Origin of the sequence: Litorivita pollutaquae (assembly GCF_003205515.1) — a bacterium.
Taxonomy (GTDB): Bacteria; Pseudomonadota; Alphaproteobacteria; order Rhodobacterales; family Rhodobacteraceae; genus Litorivita; species Litorivita pollutaquae.
Genome location: NZ_KZ826481.1, coordinates 14,549 through 37,610, shown reverse-complemented (window position 1 = coordinate 37,610; position 23,062 = coordinate 14,549). Strand labels below are relative to the sequence as shown.

General features: G+C 58.7%; 23 protein-coding genes. 8 read left to right on the top strand and 15 right to left on the bottom strand.

The features are described 5' to 3' along the window. The first annotated feature begins 185 nt into the window (after nt 1-185). From DI396_RS00190 to DI396_RS00180, 3 genes are all read left to right on the top strand, one after another. Entirely contained in the window at nt 186-1,655 is a 1,470-nt protein-coding gene (locus DI396_RS00190; protein ID WP_110794172.1) for a leucyl aminopeptidase, read from the top strand. A gap of 9 nt (nt 1,656-1,664) precedes the next feature. Beyond that, nucleotides 1,665-2,138, top strand: a complete 474-nt coding sequence (locus DI396_RS00185; RefSeq protein ID WP_110794171.1) for a DNA polymerase III subunit chi — start codon at nt 1,665-1,667, stop codon at nt 2,136-2,138. Between the two features lie 71 nt (nt 2,139-2,209). Next, nucleotides 2,210-4,747 (top strand): methyl-accepting chemotaxis protein, encoded by a 2,538-nt coding sequence (locus DI396_RS00180; protein WP_162617112.1) that lies wholly within the window; start codon nt 2,210-2,212, stop codon nt 4,745-4,747. A gap of 29 nt (nt 4,748-4,776) precedes the next feature. Here the strand turns inward: DI396_RS00180 and DI396_RS00175 are convergent, their stop codons facing one another. The 4 genes from DI396_RS00175 to DI396_RS00160 all read right to left on the bottom strand — a co-directional run bounded on the left by DI396_RS00175 (nt 4,777) and on the right by DI396_RS00160 (nt 8,896). Further along, nucleotides 4,777-5,382, bottom strand: coding sequence for a retropepsin-like aspartic protease family protein (locus DI396_RS00175; protein ID WP_235851684.1), 606 nt, complete (start codon nt 5,380-5,382; stop codon nt 4,777-4,779). A gap of 48 nt (nt 5,383-5,430) precedes the next feature. Then, complete coding sequence (locus DI396_RS00170) at nt 5,431-6,066, bottom strand: MarC family protein (RefSeq protein WP_110794169.1); 636 nt, start codon at nt 6,064-6,066, stop codon at nt 5,431-5,433. A 48-nt stretch (nt 6,067-6,114) separates the two neighbouring features. Beyond that, nucleotides 6,115-6,882, bottom strand: coding sequence for a VPLPA-CTERM sorting domain-containing protein (locus DI396_RS00165; protein WP_110794168.1), 768 nt, complete (start codon nt 6,880-6,882; stop codon nt 6,115-6,117). A gap of 142 nt (nt 6,883-7,024) precedes the next feature. After that, nucleotides 7,025-8,896: an ABC-F family ATP-binding cassette domain-containing protein gene (locus DI396_RS00160; protein ID WP_110794167.1), complete on the bottom strand. Its 1,872-nt coding sequence runs from the start codon at nt 8,894-8,896 to the stop codon at nt 7,025-7,027. 160 nt (nt 8,897-9,056) lie between these two features. Between DI396_RS00160 and ndk the strand changes: the two genes are divergently transcribed. Further along, entirely contained in the window at nt 9,057-9,479 is a 423-nt protein-coding gene (ndk, locus tag DI396_RS00155) for a nucleoside-diphosphate kinase (RefSeq protein WP_089946822.1), read from the top strand. A gap of 21 nt (nt 9,480-9,500) precedes the next feature. Here the strand turns inward: ndk and DI396_RS00150 are convergent, their stop codons facing one another. From DI396_RS00150 to tpiA, 4 genes are all read right to left on the bottom strand, one after another. Continuing rightward, complete coding sequence (locus DI396_RS00150; RefSeq protein WP_110794166.1) at nt 9,501-9,845, bottom strand: TfoX/Sxy family protein; 345 nt, start codon at nt 9,843-9,845, stop codon at nt 9,501-9,503. A gap of 72 nt (nt 9,846-9,917) precedes the next feature. Further along, nucleotides 9,918-10,094, bottom strand: a complete 177-nt coding sequence (locus tag DI396_RS16370; RefSeq protein WP_162617111.1) for a hypothetical protein — start codon at nt 10,092-10,094, stop codon at nt 9,918-9,920. A 183-nt stretch (nt 10,095-10,277) separates the two neighbouring features. Beyond that, nucleotides 10,278-12,773, bottom strand: a complete 2,496-nt coding sequence (locus tag DI396_RS00145; RefSeq protein WP_110794165.1) for a putative bifunctional diguanylate cyclase/phosphodiesterase — start codon at nt 12,771-12,773, stop codon at nt 10,278-10,280. Nucleotides 12,774-12,883: 110 nt separating this feature from the next. Beyond that, nucleotides 12,884-13,633 carry a triose-phosphate isomerase gene (gene tpiA, locus DI396_RS00140; protein WP_110794164.1) on the bottom strand — a complete coding sequence of 250 codons (750 nt, stop codon included), beginning with the start codon at nt 13,631-13,633 and terminating at the stop codon, nt 12,884-12,886. A gap of 180 nt (nt 13,634-13,813) precedes the next feature. Here tpiA and DI396_RS00135 point away from each other — a divergent pair, with 180 nt between their 5' ends. Next, entirely contained in the window at nt 13,814-14,725 is a 912-nt protein-coding gene (locus DI396_RS00135; protein WP_110794163.1) for an isopenicillin N synthase family dioxygenase, read from the top strand. Between the two features lie 237 nt (nt 14,726-14,962). Here the strand turns inward: DI396_RS00135 and DI396_RS00130 are convergent, their stop codons facing one another. The 6 genes from DI396_RS00130 to DI396_RS00105 all read right to left on the bottom strand — a co-directional run bounded on the left by DI396_RS00130 (nt 14,963) and on the right by DI396_RS00105 (nt 18,726). Continuing rightward, on the bottom strand, nt 14,963-15,313 hold the full coding sequence (locus tag DI396_RS00130; RefSeq protein WP_110794162.1) for a HesB/IscA family protein: 351 nt from the start codon (nt 15,311-15,313) through the stop codon (nt 14,963-14,965). A 29-nt stretch (nt 15,314-15,342) separates the two neighbouring features. Then, nucleotides 15,343-16,062, bottom strand: a complete 720-nt coding sequence (locus tag DI396_RS00125) for a DUF3307 domain-containing protein (RefSeq protein ID WP_110794161.1) — start codon at nt 16,060-16,062, stop codon at nt 15,343-15,345. Beyond that, complete coding sequence (locus tag DI396_RS00120) at nt 16,059-16,703, bottom strand: hypothetical protein (RefSeq protein ID WP_110794160.1); 645 nt, start codon at nt 16,701-16,703, stop codon at nt 16,059-16,061. Before DI396_RS00120 ends, DI396_RS00125 begins: the two co-directional genes overlap by 4 nt. Nucleotides 16,704-16,887: 184 nt before the next feature. Further along, a complete protein-coding gene (locus tag DI396_RS00115) occupies nt 16,888-17,247 on the bottom strand; it encodes an SUF system Fe-S cluster assembly protein (protein WP_110794159.1) in 360 nt (119 codons plus the stop codon). 292 nt (nt 17,248-17,539) lie between these two features. Beyond that, on the bottom strand, nt 17,540-17,836 hold the full coding sequence (locus tag DI396_RS00110; protein WP_328588313.1) for an NfeD family protein: 297 nt from the start codon (nt 17,834-17,836) through the stop codon (nt 17,540-17,542). Then, the gene (locus DI396_RS00105) at nt 17,836-18,726 is read right to left on the bottom strand and encodes an SPFH domain-containing protein (protein WP_110794158.1); all 891 of its coding nucleotides are present in this window, start codon (nt 18,724-18,726) and stop codon (nt 17,836-17,838) included. The genes DI396_RS00110 and DI396_RS00105 overlap by 1 nt, the downstream gene beginning before the upstream one ends. 378 nt (nt 18,727-19,104) lie before the next feature. On the opposite strand from DI396_RS00105, the gene tgt reads away from it, so the two are divergent. Further along, the gene (gene tgt / locus DI396_RS00100; RefSeq protein ID WP_110794157.1) at nt 19,105-20,250 is read left to right on the top strand and encodes a tRNA guanosine(34) transglycosylase Tgt; all 1,146 of its coding nucleotides are present in this window, start codon (nt 19,105-19,107) and stop codon (nt 20,248-20,250) included. Between the two features lie 68 nt (nt 20,251-20,318). On the opposite strand, the gene DI396_RS00095 is transcribed toward tgt, so the two are convergent. Then, a complete protein-coding gene (locus DI396_RS00095; RefSeq protein ID WP_110794156.1) occupies nt 20,319-20,918 on the bottom strand; it encodes a VPLPA-CTERM sorting domain-containing protein in 600 nt (199 codons plus the stop codon). A gap of 272 nt (nt 20,919-21,190) precedes the next feature. Between DI396_RS00095 and DI396_RS00090 the strand changes: the two genes are divergently transcribed. Next, on the top strand, nt 21,191-21,901 hold the full coding sequence (locus tag DI396_RS00090; RefSeq protein ID WP_162617110.1) for a VPLPA-CTERM sorting domain-containing protein: 711 nt from the start codon (nt 21,191-21,193) through the stop codon (nt 21,899-21,901). A 354-nt stretch (nt 21,902-22,255) separates the two neighbouring features. After that, nucleotides 22,256-22,774, top strand: coding sequence for a VPLPA-CTERM sorting domain-containing protein (locus DI396_RS00085; RefSeq protein ID WP_110794154.1), 519 nt, complete (start codon nt 22,256-22,258; stop codon nt 22,772-22,774). The last annotated feature ends 288 nt before the right edge of the window (nt 22,775-23,062 follow it).

Sequence of the window (23,062 nt, the reverse complement as noted above, 5' to 3'; positions counted from 1 at the left end):
GCGCGGGGGGGAAAACTGATATCTGGTCAATGGCGCGGTGGCGCGCTAGGTGTTGGCGGTCGCTTGCCCACGGGTGCGGCCAGAGCAGAGCGCGCGCCAAGGGGTGCTGCAGATCTGCCACCGGCCCGCCGATCGTGCCGGCCCATTTACCCACGCGCCCCGCAGCGCCCTTTGAGGAGACTTTCATGACCGAGCCGCTTTCCTTTACCTTTAAAGCCACCGACATTGACGCGATTGCCACCGCCACCGGACGCATCGCGGTGTTTATCGATGCCGAGGGCAAGCTCGACGCCGGCGCGCGCCGTGTAAACCGCCTGAGCAAAGGGGCCGTGCAACGGTTGCTCGATGCCGGCGAGATTGCCAAAATGAAGGCCGGAGATGTTATATCTTTGGCCTATCCGGCGGGTTTGGCCGCCAAGGCGGTCGATGTTGTGTGCCTGCCGCGCCGCCCGGATGTGGCCACCGCGCGCAAAGCCGGGGCTGCTTTGAGCGCCCGCCAAGGGGACAGCGATGTTTTGCTGTTGTTGGCCAACAACAGCCGCGCCGCCGAAGTGACCTTGGGCGCCGCGCTGCGGGCCTATGAGTTTGATGCCCATATGACCAAAAAGGCCGATCTGCGCGGTGCCGTCACCGTCATGGCCAGCAAAGCCGACGAGGTCGAGGCCGAGGCAAAACCGCTTTTGGCCATGGCAGAAGGGGTGTTTTTCACCCGTGATCTGGTCAACGAGCCCGCCAATGTGTTGACCACGACTGATTTTGCGGACCGTTTGGCCGCGATGAAAGATATCGGGCTTAAGGTCGAAGTGCTTGAGGAGAAAGACCTTGAGAAGCTCGGCATGGGCGCGCTTTTGAGCGTCGGACATGGATCGATCAGCCCTTCCAAAGTGGTGGTGATGGAATGGAACGGCGGGGAAAAAGGCGATGCGCCGCTTGCCTTGGTCGGCAAAGGCGTGGTGTTCGACACCGGCGGGATCAGCCTGAAACCCGCCGCCGGCATGGAAGACATGACCATGGATATGGGCGGCGCGGGTGTGGTCTCTGGCGTGATGAAATCGCTGGCGCTGCGCGGGGCGAAGGCCAATGTTGTCGGTCTTGTCGGGATCGTTGAAAACATGCCGTCGGATCGCGCCACACGTCCCGGCGATGTGGTCACTTCGATGAAGGGCGACACGATTGAGGTGATCAATACCGACGCCGAAGGCCGCCTCGTTCTGGCCGATGTGATGTGGTATGCGCAAGAACGGTTCAAACCCTGCGGCATGATCGATCTGGCCACATTGACCGGCGCGGTGATCGTCGGTTTGGGACATGAAAATGCCGGCGTCTTTTCCAATGATGACGACCTGTGCAAACGCTTTCTCAAAGCGGCCGACGCCGAGGGCGAAGGCGCATGGCGCATGCCGCTTGGTGACGCTTACAACAGCTTGATCAAATCGCGGGTCGCGGATGTGTCGAACTCGGGCGGGCGCCCTGCCGGGTCGATCACGGCAGCGATGTTCCTCCAACGCTTTGTCAAAGATGACATGCCGTGGATTCACTTGGATATCGCGGGCGTGGCCTCGATCAAATCGGGCACCACCTTTTCGCCCAAGGGCGCGACCGGCTGGGGCGTTTTGGCGCTGAACCGGATGATTTCGGATATGATCGAAGCGTAGGGTATCCCCATGGGCGCGGCCTATTTTTATCACCTGACGCGCGCGCCGGTCGAGCATACCTTGCCTTTGTTATTGGGCAAGGCGCGCGGCGCGGGCTGGCGCGTGGCCGTGCGCGGCCGCGACGAAGCACAACTGAGGCGGTTCGATGATCTCTTGTGGCAGGGCGCGGCGGAGAGCTTTTTGCCGCATGGGCTGTGGGATGGCCCGCAGCCCGCCGATCAACCTGTGTTGTTGGTTCTTGAGGGACAGGAGGCGGTGAATGCGCCTGATTGCCTGATGACCCTCGACAGCGCCGAAGCCACCGCCGCAGAGGCGCAGGCATTGGCGCGGGTTTGTATCATATTTGATGGAAATAATCCTACGGCGGTGGAAAACGCCCGCCATCAATGGAAAAGCCTCACAAGCTCAGGGGTTTCAGCGCAATATTGGTCCGAAGAAAGCGGCCGCTGGGAGATGAAGGCCCAAAGCGCGCCACGGGAGTAACGCCTCACATCAACCTTTCAGAAATCAATGGACGGTAGTGGTTCTTCGATGTTTTGATAAGGACCACTCCTGTGCGATTTTTTCCTCGCCTTGCCACTGCGGCTACCGATACCCCTGTTTCCACTGATCCGGATATGCCTGAAACCGTATCCCGTACAGCCAACAAGGGTGCTGCATCGCAGGACAACTTCCGCTCGCTTACGACCAAAACAAAGATGGGATTGGCCACCTTTGCCGTGATTGCGTTTCTGAGCGGCGGGGGCGCCTTGCTGTCGACGATACAACTCAGTGCGGTGGGCCGTGAGGTGGAGGATGTTATCACACCTTTGGCGGAAGACGCGGTGAAGATGCAGTTGCGGGTTTACGAAGCCGGGATTCACGCCGTCTACAGCCTTGTTGCGCCGGTTTTGGATCCATCTGTTGAAACCAATGTACGCAGTGCCTTCGCCGCCAGCCGCAGCCATGGCGAAAGCATTGAACGCGGCTTGCTCAGCTTGGCGGAAAACGATCCTGCAGGCGTGTTGCCCGACGGGTTCGCGCAGCAGCTGTCCCGTGAGATCGGGACGGCGATGTTGAATTTGGCGGCATTGGAGCGGGTGTCGGACACCTATTTCGCAATGCGTCAAAAGGAGGCAACGGGCCAGAGCCTTGCGGCCAACTATGATGCGACATTTGCCAAGACCGCAGCCGCCGTCGCAGCGTTGCAAAGCGATCCTACTGTCGCTCAGAACGCCCGCGCGCAGGCGCTTTTGGGTGAGGCGCGCGCACAGCTCTTGCGCGGGCATCTCGCGGTGAGGGAGGCGCGCGACGGGGGTAAATCCGGCGGGTTCAAGCAGGCGCAGGCATCCTTCGAAGCGGCGCGTGCTGCCGTCAATGAGGCCTCAAGGTTCGGCGGCGAGCGGGGGGGTAGCCCGGTGGCAAGCGAGATCACTCAACTGTCGGATTTGGCCTTGGATATTGAGGGCGAATCTAAGGCGAGCGCAGCGCAGTTTGCACAGATCCAGACCGAATTTACTGCCGCCTTCAGACATGTGGTCGCCTCGACCGACGTGACAGAGGCGAGCTTGCAGAACTTGGTCGATGAGGGTCACGCTGTGCAAACCGCGATGCAACGGAATCTCGTCATAACGATTGCCATCGGGGTAGGAAGCTTTTTGGTGGTTGCTTTCGTAACCTATTTCATTCTGCGCCGTCGGTTTATCGACCGTCTGGTAGAACTGTCGAGCACGCTGACAGCGCTGTCCGAGGGCAACATGCAGGTCGCAGTGCCAGAGTGGAGCAGCAATGACGAAGTTGGTCTTTTGCGCGAAGTGGTGGTGGATTTCCATGCCGCGCTCGACGCCCGGGCGCAGCTTGAAGAGAAGGGCCGCGCCACGCTTCTGGATCTTGAACAGAAAGATGCCGAAAGCCGCCGCGTTGCCGAAGAATTGCGTGTGCAACACAAGAAGGCGCAGGCCCAAACCGCCGAAATCGAAGAGCGTCAACGCGAAACCGATGCTTTGACGGTGGAGCTTTTGGAGATCGTCGATCAGGTCACGCACGGGAATATGGACGTTGTTCTGAGCGAAGAATGGAGCACGCCCGCGCTTGGCCAAGTGGCCGCGTCCGTCAACAGGTTGACCGGCGAATTGCGCGGCGTTTTCCGCGAAATCAACCTTGTGGTCGGCGCCTTCAGCGATGCGGATCTGACCACCCGTTTCAGCAAACATTTTACCGGCACTTTTGGTGAAACCCAAGACGGCATCATGCGGACGGTCGCAAGCCTGTCCGGGATGATCGGCGATATCCGCGACAGCGGCACCATGGTGTCGTCACATGCCGAAGAAATCAGGGTCGTGGCGCAGCAATTGACCCGTCAAACCGACACGCAGGTATCGGCGTTGAGCGAGTTGAGCGCCACTGCGGAGCAAATTAATGAGCGTGTGAAAGACAATGCCGCCAGTGCCGCCGCAGCGATGGCCAGCGTCCAAGAGGTATGCCAATTGTCCGATGCAGGCAGCGCCGTGGTGCAGCGCACCAAGGATGCGGTGCGATTGATCGCGGAATCCGGGGGCAAAATTGTTTCCATCGTCAATGCGATTGAAGAAATTGCCTTCCAGACCAACATTCTCGCGTTGAACGCTTCGGTCGAAGCGGCCCGTGCCGGTGAGGCAGGAAAGGGCTTTTCGGTGGTGGCCTCCGAGGTGCGCGGTTTGGCGCATAAGACCTCCGATGCGGCCGACAATATCAAGGGTCTGATCGACGAAAGCCAACGCAATGTTGCCAGCGGTGTGGCCTTGGCCGATGAGGCGGGCACCAAAATCACCGATATCCGTCGCGCCATTGATGGGCTTGAGGAAAATATCCGCGCTGTCGATGTCTCTGGCACCGAGCAAAACCGCGCCATCGCCGAAGCGACCCTTGCGATCAATGCAATTGACGAGGATGTCGTGCAGGGCACCAAGCTGACGAGCAATTGCGAAGAGGCGGCATCGAACCTGGCGGCGCAAGCGGCGGCCTTGGAACATCTGGTGGAACGGTTCCGCCTGTCGCACGACGAGGATGCGGACGGATTTGCCGGCGACGAAGTTACGCGGCGCCTTGGCGGGCCAGTGCGCGCCGTGTCGTAACTGGCGCGTGCTCTTGCCGCGATCGCGGGCTAACGCGTGAGAACCAACATGCCGTCGCGAATTTCAATCGAGGCATAGCGTTGCAGATAGCTCATCCCCATCAGCGAGTTGGTCATCTCGCCGGCGTTGACCAAAACCCGCAGGCCGCTGTCGGAAATCGGCCCAATGGCAAGGCTGTCGAGCCGCACCGAAGCGACGCGCGTGACCCCATTGGCGGTGCCGGCTTGGCCTGCAAAGGCCAAAGCATCGGTGTCGATGCCGGCCCGGACAGCATCTTGCAGCGTCAGCACCACGGCGCTGGCGCCGGTATCGACCACGAAATTCACCGGCACGCCGTTGACCTCGGCCTGCACGTAATAATGGCCATCCTGAGCGCGCGGCAATTCGATACGGCCCGCCTCGGCAATGACGCTTTGACGAGGCGCGATGGAGTTGCGGATATCGCCCCATAGACCCACGGCGGCAATCACCCCGACAAAGATCAAGCCCCAGACCATCGCCTGTTGGCTCAGTTTGCCCAAATTGCCGCGCCCTTGTGTCACAAACCAACCGCCCACTGCCACCAATAGCAGCAGCAGGTAAATCAATTGTCCGGGGTCAATGTCAGTCATCGCAGGGGGCATCGTTTGTCTCATGTTGGGGCGCTCCCTCAACATATAGGGGCGCGTCGGCAACGATACCAGTTAGCCGGCGAAACTGAAATCGCGCAGACCATCGAGCACAAATTGCATCGCCAGCGCGGCGAGGAGCATCCCGAGCAGACGGGTGAGCACATTGATGCCGGTTTTGCCGATCGCGCGTTCGAACATCGTCGCGGTCAGGAACATGGCGAAGACCAATCCAAGAACCGCAAAGGCCGCCCCGAGCACCTGCAGCAATCCCAACAGGCCGGCTTTCTGACCCGACAACAGGATCACCGTGGCGATCGATCCGGGACCCGCAATCAAGGGAATGCCCAAGGGAAACACCGACGGGTCGTCATCGCCGCTCGCGCTGCCGCCGTCGGTTTGATCTGCCTGATCCGAGCGCCGTTTGGTGCGTTTCTCGAACAGCATTTCAAGCGCTGTGAGGAACAGCAAAACGCCACCGGCGATGCGAAAGGCCGGCATCGAAATCCCGACAAACCCCAGGACCGCTTCGCCGAATAGGGCAAAAAGCGTCAAAACCCCCGCTGCCACCAAACAGGCACGCAAGGCCATCACCCGCCGCTGCGCTGCGCCCAGCCCCTGTGTCAGCGCCGCGAAGAGCGGCGTGAGACCAATCGGGTCAATAATGACAAACAACGTCACAAAGGCCGTGATGAGGAATGCAGTATCCATAGATCGATCTGAGCACGGATCGGGGGCGAAGAAAAGAGGTTGTGCGCGTTACCTCGCGCTGCGCCGCCGTAACCGTAGCGCCCCGAAACCGGCAATGCCGGTCAGCAACAAAGGCCATCCGGCGGGGAGGGGGATAGCGGGGGCATCCTCGACGCCATAGACGTCAAGGCCGAGAACCTGCGAGGGGAAAGACGCCCAGCCCCTATCGTCGCCATCATTGCCGGAATCGCCGGCAATCACGATCTGCCCTTGGGTGTCATCACCGGATGGGAAATTACTTTGCCCTGCGGGGGTGCTCTGCTGGCGTGCGCCTTTATTGGTGCCCAGAACGCCGCGCGCGCCCATCGGGCCAAGACCCGATCCAAAGGTCGGAAAATAGACGCCATGGCGATTGATTGATGCAGTGTCACCGGCGGTGCCGCGCCGCACCTCGCCACTGTCGAGATTGAAGACGAAAGCGGCGGAGTCAAAATCGTAAGATGCGGTGTCTTTGCGGAACTCCCCGCCCCATCTTAAAGGGGTATAGCCACCAACGCGCAGCACCTCGCCGGAATGGTGTTGGATGTTGTAAATCGTCAGGGTCCGGCCATAGGCATCGGCAGCAGCATGAAAACTGGCAGAGGTGGCGAGGGTGCCTTCGCCGCTCCACGTATGGGTGAAGAGGCTGGCGCTACCGATCTCGGTTTCCACCAAATTGGCGCCGGCCCCGTCCAAAATTGTGCCGCCCGATACCGTTGCGGCCTGCACCGGCGCTATTGCCGATGCAAAAACGGCTCCCGCAGTCAGCGCTATTAATTTAAATATTTGAAAAGACATTATATTTACCAGTCCCGTTCATACAGGCAACCCCTTTGGGTTTATGGCAAAATTAAGGCCGCCGGACAATGCGCCAAGCATAAAAGAACTGTTTCTATTGGTGAAACGAGGCGAGTTACGCCGCATCGTTTCAGGCGATGCGTTATGCCTCCGCCTTTTCCAATTTGGTCATAGCCGCTTCCCAAAGCGCTTCGGCACGGTCGAGCGCTTCCATGACTTCGGCATATTTCTTTTGCCACACCACGGCTTCGTCTTTGCGCGCACCCTCATACATATTCGGATCGGCCAACTTTTTCGCCAGCTTGTCCCGCATGTCATTGAGTTTATCGACACGGGCTTCGGCCTTGCGGGCCTCGCCGCGCAGCGCGAGAATGTCTTCGCGGCTGGCCCGTTTGGGTGCCGGGGGCGCGGCTTTGGCCGGTTTGTTGCCCTTGCCGCCGGTTTTATCGGTTTTCTCCGGCGTCAACAGCATCTTGCGATAGGCGTTCAGATCTTCCTCATAGGGGCTGACGCGGCCATCTTTCACCAACCACAATCGGTCGGCCACCAGCGACAGCAAATGCATGTCGTGGCTGACCAAAATCACCGCGCCGCTATAGGCGGTGAGCGCTTGAACCAAGGCCTCGCGGCTTTCGATATCAAGGTGGTTGGTCGGTTCATCGAGGATCAGCAAATGCGGGGCAGGGAGCGTCGCCAACAGCAGCGACAGCCGCGCCTTTTGACCACCGGACAGGCGCCCGACCTCGGTGTCGGCTTGATCCGCGCCAAGGCCGAAACTGGCCAGACGGGCACGTAACCGTGCCTGCCCCTCGGAGGAGCGTTCGCGCATCAAATGCTGCAATGGCGTCTCGTCAACGAACAATTCGTCGACTTGGTGCTGGGCAAAGAACCCGATGCGCAGCTTTGAACTTTGCGACATCTTGCCCGCCATCGGTTGCAAACGACCCGACAGCAATTTCGACAAGGTGGATTTGCCTTCGCCGTTGCGGCCGAGCAGAGCGATGCGGTCGTCCTGATCAATGCGCAGGTTTAACTTGCCAAGGATTTCCGTGCCATCATAGCCGACCGACACGCCTTCGGTGGCGATGATCGGAGGGGACAATTCTTCGGGTTCAGGGAAGGTAAACACCACCCGCGCGGCGTCTTCCGGCGCGGTGATCGTGGTCATTTTTTCAAGCATCTTCACGCGGCTTTGCGCTTGCTTGGCTTTGGACGCTTTGGCCTTGAACCGGTCGACAAAGCTTTGCAAATGCGCGCGCTGCAATTCTTGCTTCTTGGCCTGTGCGGCCTGCACCGCGCGGGCTTGGGCGCGGGCGGCGGCGAATTGGTCATAGGTGCCCGTGTAATAGGTCAGCTTTTTCTCTTCGAGGTGCAAAATACCGGTCACAGACCGGTTGAGCAATTCGCGGTCGTGGCTGACGATGAGGACCGTGTGCGGATAGCGCGTCAGGTAATTTTCGAGCCACAAAGCGCCTTCGAGATCAAGATAGTTGGTCGGTTCATCAAGCAGCAGATAATCAGGTTCGGAAAACAGAACCGCAGCCAGAGCCACCCGCATCCGCCAACCGCCCGAAAAGGCCGAGCAGGGCATTTGCTGCTCTTCATAGGTGAAGCCCAACCCCTTGAGGATCGACGAGGCGCGGCCTTCGGCGGACCATGCGTCAATATCGGCAAGGCGGGTTTGCACCTCGGCAATACGGGTCGGATCGGTGGCGGTTTCGGCTTCGGCCAACAGCGCGGCGCGCTCTTTGTCGGCGGCCAGAACCGTATTGATCAAGGAGACCTCATTGCCGGGCACCTCTTGGGCGACGCCGCCGATCTTGGCCCGTTCAGGCAGGGAAATCGCGCCGCCCTCCAAGGCCAATTCGCCGCGAATGAGCCGGAACAGCGTGGTTTTGCCGGCGCCGTTGCGCCCGACAATGCCGACTTTATGCCCTGTCGGAATGGTGACAGAGGCGTTTTCAATCAGGCTGCGGCCCGCGACGGAATAGGAGATATCATTGATGCGTAACATGGCTCTCCCATGCCTGAGCCGCGCGGGGGCGTCAATTGGCGATCCGGTGATATTGCGCGCAATCGCCGCTTTTCAAACCCTATGCCCCGTGGTATCGCAGCCGCGATCTAATTCGGGGCGGGCGCGGTGTCTGTCTCTTCACCATCTTATGAGGTTTATCATGGCCATTCAGCGCACGTTCTCGATCATCAAACCCGACGCTACCAAGCGCAACCTGACCGGCAAAATCGCCGCGAAATTCGAAGAGGCCGGCCTGCGCATTGTTGCAAGCAAGCGCATCCAGTTGACCCTCGCACAGGCGCAGCAATTCTATGGCGTCCACTCCGAGCGTCCCTTCTTTGGCGAGCTTTGCGAATTCATGATCTCCGAGCCGATCGTTGTGCAGGTGCTCGAAGGCGAAGATGCCATCGCGAAGAACCGCGAAGTCATGGGCGCAACCAACCCTGCAGATGCCGCCGAAGGCACCATCCGCAAAGAGTTCGCATTGTCGATCGGTGAAAATTCGGTCCACGGTTCGGACGCGCCAGAAACCGCAGCAGAAGAAATCGCATTCTTCTTCTCCGGTCTTGAACTGGTTGGCTAAACCATGGGTTCGGGCGGGGCGTTAATCGCGCCGCTCGACCACGCCGATGATATTGAGGGCCGCTTCCAATTCGGAGCGGCCTTTGTCATGTCCGCCGCTGACCAAAGCGTCGAAGGCCACACGTAAATCAGCCTTTTCCTTGCCTTTGCAGTCATTCCAGGGACGGCCTTGCAACGCCATGACAAGCGCATAATAAGCGATGAAATGCGGACGCGATCCGTTCTCCAACATCCGCCGGTAGGCCGCATCCGCGCCCAAGTCGCGCAGCGCCTCGGCTGAGGTGATCCCGATGCGGCGTAATGTTTGCTCCATCGCCGGGCCGATGTTGCGGATCGAGGTGACGGGGGTGTTGGCGGTCTGGCTCATGGTGCAAATCTACCTGCTGCGCCGCGCCGAGGCCAGAGGCGATCATGAAACGTGCCGTGTCGCGCCCTGCGTTTAGATGCTGGCGTAATCGGTAAAGGTCGGCCCGCTTTTGTCACTTCCGGGCTTTGTGTTTTTTTGCGCCGCGCGGGTGGATTTCGCGGTGGGGGATGCGCCGCGTTTTTTGGGGGCTTTGGCGGATGCTGCCGTTGATTTGACCATCGGTTTTGCCTGTGATTTTTCCTGTGGCATATGTTGCTCCTGCTCGTGATCCTTTTGCGTGCCTGGCTCGGTCGGGGTGGGCCGGCATCGTGAGCGCCGATCCAATTACACCCCAAGGCTTGCACCGCAAAACGGCGTCAATAAGGCGAAGCTGTGGGATCTATCAGGTTACCGATGCAAACCGGCGACGCGATTGCGGCCACTGTATGTTGCCTAATATGGCATTTTGAACGTGCCAGCGCCCTTGGCGGCCATCATCACTTTGATTTCGCTGCGGCTCATTGGTTGGTGGTAATGGAACCCTTGCACCAATGAAATCTTCGCATCGCGGACCATCTGCAACTCGGCTTCGGTCTCTACACCCTCTGCCACGGCCATCACCTTTAATTCATGCGCCAATGTCGCCACGGCCCGTAAAATCGCCCGACCGGTGCCCGGATTGTCATGACCAAGAAGCGACCGGTCGAGTTTGAGGAAATTCGACGGGTATTGCGGCAGATAGGACAAGGAGGAATAGCCAGATCCGAAATCATCCACCGCGACTTTGATGCCGCAATTGCGGATCCGCAGAAGATTGGCCAAAACCGTGCGGTTGCGTTCCAAAAGCTGACTTTCCGTGATCTCGATACACACGCGTTCCGGCGCGCAGCCGATGTCATCGATAGCCTTGATAACCCGGCTGTAATAATCCGGGTCATTCAATTCAAACGCCGTGGCATTGACGGAAACATAGGTCGATCCGGGCCACTCAAGAACCGTTTCCAACGCCTGCCGCAAAATGTAATCTCCGAGCTCGGCCTGTTTGCCGGTGGTGCGGGCCGCCTCGACGATGGCGGCGGGCGACACCGGCCCGAAATAGGGATGCGTCCACCGCAGCAAGGCCTCGCAACCGACAATGGCCTCCGTGTCCACACAAACGATAGGCTGGTAGCACACGCTCAATTCGCCGCGTTCCAAAAACGCGGGCAGATCGGCGGTAATCCGGCGTTGCTTGAAGACCTCGGCGCCCAGCTCTTCGTTGTAATACTCCAACCGGGCCTTGCCCTTGTTCTTGGCGGAATAGAGCGCGCGATCCGCCCACTGTTCCATCGTGCCAATGGAATGATTGCCGCGCGATAGGATCACCGCCCCGATGGAACAGCTTTTGCGAATGGTGATCGTGTCAAACTGGAAATCGGCGTTGAGGCGCTGTAGCAAGCGCTGCGCGATATTACGTGCCTGCGCTTCGCTGTCAAAAAAGCCAAAGAGTTGAAATTCATCGCCGCCTTTGCGCCCGACCACACAGTTCGCGCCAGCCACGTCGATCAAACTGCGCCCGACTTTGATCAGCAAAGCATCCCCGGCACGGTGCCCGTAGGTGTCATTCACCGCTTTAAGGTTGTCGGCGTCGATATAGAGAAACATCGAGATCGGCGTCGCCGGATCGGTCAGCCGGGGCCCTTTGCTGGCGGTGGGAAGGGGCAGTGCCGTGGTCGCGGCCGACAGCCCGCGCGGGCGTGTGTGGCCGAAACGTTTGTCGATTTCTTCTTGGGCGCGCGAGATAAACCCCGAAGCATTCCAAAGACCGGTGAGCGCATCGCGGGTCGCAAGAAATTGAATTTTCTCATGATCGCGCACCGCGTCGGTGATGTCGCGCACAAACCCCTCAAAGGGCGCGCGGGCGGCGTCCCCCACGTCGCTGCGGCTGCCGTAAAACGCCAGATGCCGTTCGCTTCCGTCCGGCGGGGTGAGGGTTAGGCGAAATTCGAAATTTGGCAACCCCGCGCCTTCGGAACTGGCAATCAGATCAAAGGTTTCCTGGCTTTTCGGATCATCTCCGCGGGCGCCGCATTCCATTAGAATTTCGGGCAAGCGCCGCCCGAGAATGGTGTTTTGCTGCAATCCGAGTGCTACCGCAAACCCGTCCGACACATGGCTGAGCCGGAGTTTCGCATCGCCGCGCCACAGCCAGCAGGTTCCCGTGGCTTCGATGTCATTCATCAACAACGATATCACATCGCGTTGTGCGGCGGCTTGTTCATATCCGATCCGTTCGGCGATGAATTGTGTGGAATGGCGGATGACCGCCGCAATCACCAAGGCGGCGAAACTGACAGAGACGAGAATATAAAACCCCCAAAGCGGGCCGCCCAACACCGCATATGCGACCACCGCCGGCACCAATAAAATCAAGCCATAGGCCACCGCCGCAAGCGGAATGGCATAGAGCGCCCAAGCTCCCCCCGCGACCATCCCGGCGATCATTGCACCCAAAAAGCTGGTTTCTTGTACATTCGCGCGGGACAGCGCCATGATCAGGCCAAAACTCCACACCGAGGCAAAGGTCAAGCACGAGCAGATTAGCACCCCGATGGAATGGGCCTTGGCCTGGCGGTTACGCCCAAAGTCTCGGTCGGTTCGCGCGATGCGATAGGCGCTGATCCAATTCACCAAAAACGCCAGGAGCACTGAGGACCAGATGTAAATGAAATACTGCCCGCGCGGGTCCATCACCTCCATAAAGATCAATGCAAACAGGCAGACGATATTGGCCTGCACCATCATGGGGGTCAGGGCCAACGTCGTGTCTATCTGCGAGCGGCGGATCGACGCCAAAAGCGGTTCGGTGGGTTGATAGGAGGGATCGACTGCACCGCGCCACCGCAGCGCCAAAAAAGTCAAATGGTCGGACCACTTGCCGATCCGCGTCATCAGCGACACTTGTGCCATTCGGCCCTCACCTTCAATCAATCGTCAAACTCGCTAACGTAGCTTAATTTTTGGTTAACCACCCCGATCCCGTGCCGCGAAAAGAGCAGGGGTGTCCCGATCCTGCACGTTTATTCGGTGCTTTGTTCCAATGCGTTGATGATCTGTGAAAAATCGGCACATTTCAAGCTTGCTCCGCCGACCAAGGCCCCATCGACATTGCTCACGCCAAAGATATCGGCGGCGTTGTCGGGCTTGACCGAACCACCGTAGAGCAACCGGACCGACCGCCCGACCCCGGCGCCAAACCGCCGTTCGATCCGCGTGCGAATGAAATCATGCACTTCGCCGATCTGATCGAGGTTGGGCACCAGCCCGGTGCCGATGGCCCAGATCGGTTCATAGGCGATGACGAGGTTCTCGCCGGTTGATCCGTCGGGCACAGAGGTCGACAATTGTCCGCCGATGATATCGAGCGTATTGGCGGCTTCGCGTTGTTTGAAGCTTTCGCCAAGGCAGATCACCGTGGTCAACCCTGCCGCCTGTGCGGCTACGGCCTTGGCGCGGACCGCATCGCTGCTTTCGCCATGGTCGGTGCGACGTTCGGAATGGCCCAAAATGACCGCATTTGCGCCAGCGTCCTTAATCATGGGGGCCGAAACGTCACCCGTATGCGCGCCGCTGTCTTGGGCATGGCAATCTTGCGCGCCAATGGCAATCGGGCCGCTGCAGGCTGCGGCTGGCGCCAACAAGGTCGCGGGCGGGCAGAGTAAAATATCGACCTTTGGTGCGGCAAAGGTCGCTGCCAAGGCCTCCAATTCGGCCAAATCGGTGCGCAGCCCGTTCATTTTCCAATTGCCCGCTGCCAGTTTCCGCCGCATTGCCTACTCCGTTATGATTGAACGATCGTGAATGATTTCGCCTCATGTTCCATCCTGCGCAGGGGCACCGGACAGTCAAGACCCATCCTTGGCAGGCGCGCTTTGCATCCGCAAGGGCAAGTCGTTAGACAGGCGGCGATCCCTGCGAAGGGAGATGGATTTGCCACGCAGGAGCCGCCGATGATCCCCCGCATAGACATGCAAAAACTTGTTAAACGCGATCCGCAAACCATGGTTGATTTGCGCCGTGGGGCGGAGGATATCGGGTTTTTGATCCTTTATAACACGGCGATCGATGCAGCGCGCATCGATGAGGTTATCGCCGCTTATGCTGATTTTTTTCATCGGGACGAGGCCTTCAAACAGGCCGTTAATATGGCCCGCACCGGCGCAAATCGCGGGTGGGGCGCCGGCGGCGCGGAGCAAGTCGATCCGATGGCCAATCCCGATTACAAAGAAGTGTATGATTGCGGGTTCGAATTGCCCGCGGGGGATGTGCTAACGGCGAAAAACCTGTCGGTCTATGCGCCGAACCTTTGGCCTGCCGATATGCCTGAGTTTCGCGCCACGATCGAAGGCTATTACCATCAGGCGCTAGAGGTTTGCCGTACGCTCTTGCGCGCAATCGCAGCGGCGATTGGTGAGGATGACGGATATTTCGATGACAAGTTTTCGCGGCCCATGGCTTTGCTGCGCGGCAATTTCTATCCGGCGCGCCCCGATTGGGCGGGCGAGAAGGATTTCGGGATCGCCGCCCATACCGATTACGGCTGCGTGACGCTTTTGGCCACCGATGGTGTCCCGGGGTTGGAGGTCAAGACCGCCGATGGGACATGGCGGGCGGTCGAAACCCGCCCGGGCAGTTTCATCATCAACTTTGGCGAAATGTTACAAATGTGGACGCGCGGGCGCGTCACCGCGACGGTGCACCGCGTGCGTGGGTCCGGCGCGGAGCGGATTTCCGTGCCGATGTTCTTTAACCCCAATTATGACACCAATGTTGCGCCTTTGGGATCGGGCGAAGAGGTTCTGGCGGGACGGCATTTGAAGAAACGCTTTGACGAGACCTATCTGCACTTGAAAAACCCGTAGAGGTATGCGCCAAACAGCGTATCGATTGCGCCCGAGCTTTAATCCGTAAGTCTTTAATAGTAAATGCTTAATCGAAGTTGGGTGTGCGGTGTCTTATGTCGTCGCCGTCAGTGGGGGCATCGGATTTGGTTAGAGCGCGCATGTCGCTTTTGGGGAGGCCGCATGGGGCGGCACCCCCGTATGGGACCTGAATTGGCAAAGAGAACCGCAATGTAACCGCACCTTGCGGGGGGGCATTTACATGCCGGCGAATTTGATCGACTCGCCACAGCCGCAGGCTTCGGTGACATTGGGATTGTTGAAGTGAAAACCGGATTCCAAAAGCGAGGTTTTGTAATCGATTTGCGTGCCGAACAGGAACATTTGCGCCATCGGCGCGATCATCACCCGTGCGCCGTCCTGTTCCACCACTTCGTCGGCGGGATCAACGGCGTCCACGTATTCCATGGTATATTCCATGCCTGCGCAGCCGCCTTTTTTCACGCCAATGCGCAGCCCCATTGAGCCGTCCTTTTGCATCAGCTTCATGATTTGCGCCGCCGCCGCAGGCGTCATGGTGAGGGCTTGTTTTCCGGGGATTCCGAACATGGGTGTTGTCCTTTTCGCTTGGCCTATACTTAGGGTAGGGCGCCGGTAATCTCAATGGCTGGCAACAATGTGACCCATGCAAACGTCGCATAAGAGGCCAGAAGTGCCCATAAAAACGAGGCCAATGTGCCGATAATCACATATTCGGCAGTCCGTTGGTCGCGCGTGGCGGTGCCAAAGCGCAGGATCGATTTCGCCGCGACGAGAAAACCAACACCCAAGGGTTGCCCCATTCCAATCAAAGTAAAGATCATCGCGCGCTCTAGGGTGCCAATCAACCGTCCGCCGTTGTTGAGCCCCTGATTGCGTATGCGCAGGGCATGCGGCGCCATCAGGAAACCGATGGCATATTCGCCCATTTGTAACGTCGCAACCAATCCGGCCGTCACCGCCATCAGCGGCAAAACCATATCATAGCCGGCCCAAAGCCCCCCGGACCACAGATCCGGCGCATAGCCCGCGACCGCAACGATCACCGCAAAATGCGCCGCCTGATCCGCGAGATAGGGCCAAAATCCGCGCGCTCCGCTATAGGTTTTGCCGGCATCAATCACCAAATGCACCCCCGCAAGGATCAACAGTTCCGGCGCATAGACCGTGCCAAGCGCCGCCTGCGCGGTCAGCAATACAATCGCCCCATGCAACAACAGCACGCCGATATTGCGTTTGCGCCGCACCATCCAACCACTTTGCAGCGGAAAATCGGCTAGCATATGCGCAAGGGTCAAAGCGGTGATGGTTTCGATCATGTTTCTCGCGCCTGTTCGCTGCTGGTCAACGCCATATCGATCACTTCGAACCAGGCGCTTTTAAGCGATTTTGTCACGGCTTGCCGCGAGATATCCAGCGTTTTGGCCATGTCGGTATAGAATAAATCCGCATCGGGCGGGATTGCCAACATCACCGCTTTGGCCTGCGCTTGGGTCCAATCTTGGGATTTGTGATCCATCATCAAGGTCAGCGCGTTGAAATCGCCACCGGTATTGGTCGCCATGCGGACGCTGGTCGCGGTGGTCTTGATATCGTCGAGGGCATGACCGGAGGCCATGAAAACCGCCGCGTTCTGGCTGTTGAGGTCGCCAGTCAGTTGGCGCGGGCGGTCACCGATGGCCAGACCGATATAGCTGTCGAAGCCTTCATCTGCGGCCTTCAAGGCCGCGCGAAAGGCAAGCGCCGATCGTAAGGCGAGGGCAGGGCGCATCAGCACCACTTGCCACCCGTCGCCGCGGTGGCGGGTGAAATGCAAGGGGCCCCCGTGCCATGCCTCTTGGCGCGCGGCCTCGGCCTCCAAAGCCTTCATCGCCCGTTCGAGCCGCGCCGCGCCCAGCGCGGTGGAGCCGACGATGTCGCCGGTCAGGACGGCAATATGATGTGTCTGTGCGCTTTTCATGCATCCATAATAGAGTGCGTTATGGTATATGCAACCTTTTTTGGGTGCTTTTAGGCTTGCGCAGGCGGATTGAGTTGCGGGCTGACCGTCGCATGCGGTGGTCCGACGACGAACGCGCGTCCCGATGGGACGCGCGTTCTGAATTCTGGTGATCTGGGCGCATCGCAGCAGAGCAGGCGGGGGACTACATAAATCCCAATTCGAGCCGTGCCTCGTCGCTCATCATCTCCATGCCCCATGGCGGCTCCCAGACGAGTTGCACATCTACCTGTTTGACCCCGTCCAGCGGTTCAATCGCATCGGCCAGCCATCCGGGCATTTCGCCCGCAACAGGACATCCCGGCGCGGTGAGCGTCATGATCAGGCGCACTTCGTTTTCGGAATTTATATCAATGGTGTAGATCAACCCAAGGTCATAAATATTGACCGGTATTTCGGGGTCATAGACCGTCCGGCAGGCTTCAACCACCGCATCATACAGCGCGTGATCGGTGGTGGAGGGGGCAATAAGGGGCGTGCCTTCCATCGGGGCGGTATCGGTCATGTCTGTCTCACCTGCGTTATCCTGAGCATTCATATAGGGTTTGCGTGGCCGAAGGTCCAGAGGCGGCGAGGACAGTTGCGTTTATTGTCCGTCTCTACAGGGCATCGTTTTGGGTTTCAGCATCTGTGAGGGCCAAGAGCACATGGGGCGCAATCGTCTCCCGCCGTTTTTGACGCTCCGCGATCGCGCCTTTTGAATTTATATGCGTCTTGACCGTAACATAGACGATCAGGGTAGACATCCCCCTGCCCATTATGGCGGCGGATAAAGGACCAATCCGCTGCTGATCTCTTCAATCATTAATATCATCATCAATCCGCTTTACGTCGCGGCCCTTCATGCGAAAGCGTTGGCGGAGGCCAACCCATGCGGCAAAGGACAGCGCGGCGAAAAGCACCGCGATGACGGGGGCGGTGAGGGCCGCAGGGATCAGGCCGAGCAAGAGCAGCACAAGCCCCGTCAGCGCCGCGCCAATGGCGAAGCCGAGAAAGATGGATCCCGGCACCATGACCTCAAGAATACCGAGGATGAGCGCCGCCGCCATCCACACCAACCAATTGGCCCAAAAGGCCTCTGTCAATTCCATCATCACTGACCGCCTTTGAGCATTTTGAACGCATCACCAAAAGCTTCGAGCGCCGCCGAAGGCACAAGGATGGTTTGTTTGCCCGCACCCGCGCCCAGCGCATTAAGCGCCTCAACCTGTTTGAGCGCGACTTGATATTGCGCGGCCTCAATACCGTTTTCCGCAATCGCCTGCGCCACAACGCCGGTGGCATAGGCTTCGGCGTCGGCTTGGATGCGGCGGGCTTTGGCGATCTGTTCGGCGGCGTATAATTCCGCATCCGCCGACAATTCGACCGAACGTTTCTTGCCTTCGGCCTCGGTGACCTGTGCGCGGCGGGCGCGTTCGGCGTTGAGCTGTTGCAACATGGCCGACCGCGTGGCTTGGTCAAGGTTCACATCCAAAAGCTCGGCGCGGGTCACTTCGATCCCCCAATCATCGACCACGGCGAAAAGCTGTTCCTTGATTGTCGCGGTCAGGGTGGAGCGGTTCGATTGCACCTGATCCAATTCCATTTTGCCAATCTCTGACCGCACGATCCCTGTCACGGTCGTCGAGATTGCCGCGTCGATATCGCGGATCCGGTAGACGGTCTTTTCCGGCTCGATAATGCGGTAAAACACCGAGGTTTCGACTTGAACCGACACGTTATCAAGGGTGATCGCGTCTTGGCCCGAGGTCGGCAATTGCCGTTCCAGGATCGACACGCGGTGGGCGATTTTATCGAGGAACGGCACGATCAAATTGATCCCCGGCCCCAATACCGAATGCAGCCGGCCAAAGCGTTCAACCACGAATTTCTGCGCTTGCGGAACGATAAAGACGCTTTTGACAATGGTGATGATGATCAATGCGGCCAGCAGCAGCCAAATGAAATTGCTGGCCAGAAGCGAGAGCAGAAGGTCTTCGGTCATGTGTAGTCCTCAAATAAATGTATGCTATTGTATACATATGGGGCCAGTATCAGCAGGCACAAGAAGACAACACGCGGTATTGTTCGGGATTTCAAGCCGCCAACTACTGCTGCGCGTATGAGATAGGGCAACCGTGGCCCATTTGTGTCGGCGTTTCATCTGCGGCGATCTGCCGTTTTGGGGCGGGCCAACGGGATGCGCAGCCCTCTATATACGGCCCTGCTGTTGACGGGGGGGGCGATGCGGAGCCACGGCCCTACCAAGTCACCTGCCGATCAATTTGGCGACGCGGTCGAGTTTCCCAGATGGTCAAAGTCATGCGGCTTTGGTATCAGCGCGCATGATCAGCGGACACAGACGGGCAGAGCAGGGAACGATATGACAGAGCGCACCACCTCGCAGAAATTCCAATTTTCCCTCTTGAACACAAGCGGCAAAGCCCGGCGCGGCGTGATCTCGACCCCGCGCGGCGATATTCGCACGCCCGCGTTTATGCCCGTCGGCACGGCGGCCACCGTCAAGGCAATGCTGCCCGAGAATGTGCGCGCGACGGGGGCGGATATCCTTTTGGGCAATACCTATCATTTGATGTTGCGCCCCACGGCGGAACGCATCGACCGGTTGGGCGGCTTGCATAAATTCATGAATTGGGATCGCCCGATCCTGACCGACAGCGGTGGGTTTCAAGTGATGAGCCTCGCCGGATTGCGCAAGCTCACCGAAAAGGGCGTGACGTTCAAATCGCATATCGACGGGTCAAAGCATGAGTTGACGCCGGAACGTTCGATGGAAATCCAACGCCTGCTTGGCTCTGATATCGTGATGTGTTTCGACGAATGCCCTGCCTTGCCGGCCACCGACGCCGAAGTGGCCAAATCGATGCAAATGTCGATGCGGTGGGCGCAGCGTTCCAAAGACGCCTTTGGCGACCGTCCGGGGCATGCGTTGTTTGGCATTCAACAGGGCGGCGTGACACAGGATTTGCGCGCCGAAAGCGCCGAGGCCCTGCGCGAGATCGGCTTTGACGGCTATGCGATGGGCGGTTTGGCCGTGGGCGAGGGACAAGAGGCGATGTTCGGCGTGCTTGATTATGCGCCTGATATGCTGCCCGCCGATAAGCCGCGCTATTTGATGGGCGTCGGCAAACCCGACGACATCGTGGGCGCGGTCAAACGCGGCGTCGATATGATGGATTGCGTGCTGCCTTCCCGTTCCGGCCGCACGGGGCAGGTTTTCACCCGCCGCGGGGTTCTCAACATTAAAAACGCCCGCCACCAAGACGATCCGCGCCCGATTGACGAAAATTGCACATGCCCCGCCTGTAGCCACTACAGCCGCGCCTATCTGCACCACGTCTTCCGTGCGCAGGAAATGATTTCCGGTATGCTTTTGACATGGCATAACCTGCATTACTTCCAAGAGATCATGCAGGGCATGCGCGACGCAATCGAGATCGACGCCTTTGGCGCATGGGAAGCCGAATTTCACGCCACGCGTGCGATGGGGGACATCGACCCGATTTAGGCGCGCGCGTCAAAAAAAACGGCGCCACAAGGGGCGCCGCTTTCGATCGTGTAAAGGCTCTGCAAGGTTTAACGGCGCTTGCGCGCAAATCCGAGCGCACCCAGCGCTCCGATCATCAAAAACCCTGCTGCCGGCAGAGGCACCGCAGGCGCGGTTTCAATGCTGAGCATGCTATAGTCGATGGCATAGCCTTCGGAACTTGTGTCGAGATAAATCAGGCTGATTACATCGCTTCCTGTCAGCCACGATACATCGACGCCAAAGCTGTGCAGCGTGCTGGTGCTTACGTCGCCGTCGGCGATTTCACCCAGAAGATTGCCATTGAACCGCACTTCCCATGGGCCGCGCCCATCGGACATGCCGCTTTCCATGAGGCTGAGCGTGGCGGATAGCGCCGTTCCGGTCAACGCATAGCTATGGGTGTAATCCACAGGAGAGCCGCCCGCGCCGCCGTCTTGCTCGTAGAGCCAAGCGTCGGTGAAGGACGGATCGCTGCCCGTGGTGTTGTTAAAACCGAAACCGGTCTCGGCGCCAACCGCGCCCGCCGCAGTTTGTCCGCCAAACCCGTCGATATCCCCGACAAGGTTGGTGATGGTGGCCGCAGAGACCGAACCGGCGCAAAGCACGGCAGCCGTGGTGGTTGTGAGAAAAATAGAACGGATACGCATAGTTATCCCCTTTTTATAATAAGCGTTGAATATATTGCATGCCGAAAATTGGCAGGAGCAGACTACCTCAAGTCAAGGCTGCTGGCTAGCCAAATCACAGTGCCGAAGCCGCAGACCGCAAGACGCGGCGCGCCACCGCAGGGTGGAATGGGATATCTGTTGTGAACGAAGGGGGGATACTGACCCCATTATAACATTCTTAACCTTGTTTGTTTTAAACCCGACGGGCCGTTGCCAAAACGCGGCTCGAATTGAACGAAATGAGGCTCATCATGCTCCCACGCTTCCTGCGCTTTCCTGCTCTGACACTGGCTTTGGCGGCGGCGACCGCTGCGGGGCATGGCACGACTGCCGCCGCGGCCACTGTCATCGCAGACGGATCGGGGCATATGACGGCGGGCGATTGCACGTTCGCCTGCGTTTTGCGCTACCAACAGGTCTATACCTCTGACATTTTCTCCGGCCCCGTGACCATCGACAGTATCGACTTTCTCAGTTCGAGTGCCGGGTATTGGGGGCGCGAGGCGCAGTATGAGGCGCGGTTCAGCGTGGTCAGCAATGGCGTCAACGCTTTGAGCGCGCAACTGGATGAGAATATCGGCGCACAAGAGGCCCGGTTCGAATTGCGCGGCTTCACGGGATCGGTATTGGCCGACAGCTATTTCGGATTTTCCGGAAGCTATGTTTATGATCCGTCACAGGGCGATCTTCTGGTCGATATTGTCCGGGTGCGCGGGATGCCCGGCGGGCCGGATGTCTATTACAATATCGCAGGCGATACCGGACAAGAATATTCGCGCGCCTATTCCATCAGCAGCCTGACCGATGGATACGCCGGCCCGCTATATGGAAATGTGACACGGTTTATGGTGACGCCTCTCCCGGTCGATCCTGTCCCCAATGTGCCTTTGCCCGCCAGCTTGCCATTGCTGGCTCTAGGGCTGGGCAGCATGTGCGTTTTGCGTCGCCGCCAGCGCCGGTAGAGCCATAGAATCGCGGCAAGACGTTATCGTGTTAGCATCTTGATCTTGTTAGCGTCTTGTTGGTCGCCGCCCGGCGGCCCCAAGGGCGGCCGTTTTTACGGGATGTGACGTATTGGCACCGCCGTGTGTTTCACGCCCGAATCATACGCGCAGCATGCGAATTTAGAATCTGTGGTCAAACGAGTGACATAATATTGGTTCCAATTTGGCGACAATGTGCCGCTTTTGGGGCGCATTTAGCTCCCGTATGCATAATTTTGTAGCAGCCGCCACATTTCCGGCACATTTTGTTGTGGAGGTTAGGTTAACCGTGGGTTAACTTACAGCCAGTGACCAGACATTGGAGATAGATATATGAAACAAGCTTTTTCACTTCTCGGTGCCACGGCCGTCGCAGCGCTTCTTGCTGTGAGCCCTGCCGCCGCACTGACCCTTGATGCGGGTTGGGAATACGATTCCATCGATTACGAAACCGACCCCGATGCACCTTCGGCGGAGTCGCCCTATAGCTTCACTTTGACAAGCGACGCATACTTCCGCGTGACAGACGCTTTTCTGGTTGGCGATAGCCTCTCTGCTTTCGACTCCGGCCTCGGCTTGATCGGCAATAGCTCGGGCGATGCGATGGCGTCTTCCTTCGGCGATGCTGCGATCGATGTCTACTGGAACTCGTCCGCCTACGCGAGCTTTGAAACGCTCCTGACGGCGGGCACCTACACTATCATCATCACCGGCGATGCTGCTGGTGGCGCACCCGCTGGCTTCTATGCCCGTCTTGACAGTGCACCTGCCGTGCCGCTGCCTGCGTCCTTGCCCCTCTTGGCACTTGGCGTGGCTGGCTTTGGCATGATGAAGCGCCGCAAAAAATCGTAATCGCTGACGCGATTGCCTAAAAAACTGGAAAGCGGCACTGAGATGTGCCGCTTTTTTCATGTTTGTCGTTAGGTCGCTTATCTTTTCATGACAGGGCAGCATCTGTCAGGGCGCAGTCGCACTCCTTAACCCGTGGTCAACGCAATCCATAGGATTACTCCGATTTCACGGCTTGCACCCCTCGGCGCGCAAAGGCATTCTGGAGCCAAGCCGGATTTGGGGTAGGGCGGTTGAAACCCGACAGGCCGCGCCCCAAATACAAAGAGCGAACAGAGGAGATGACGAGGT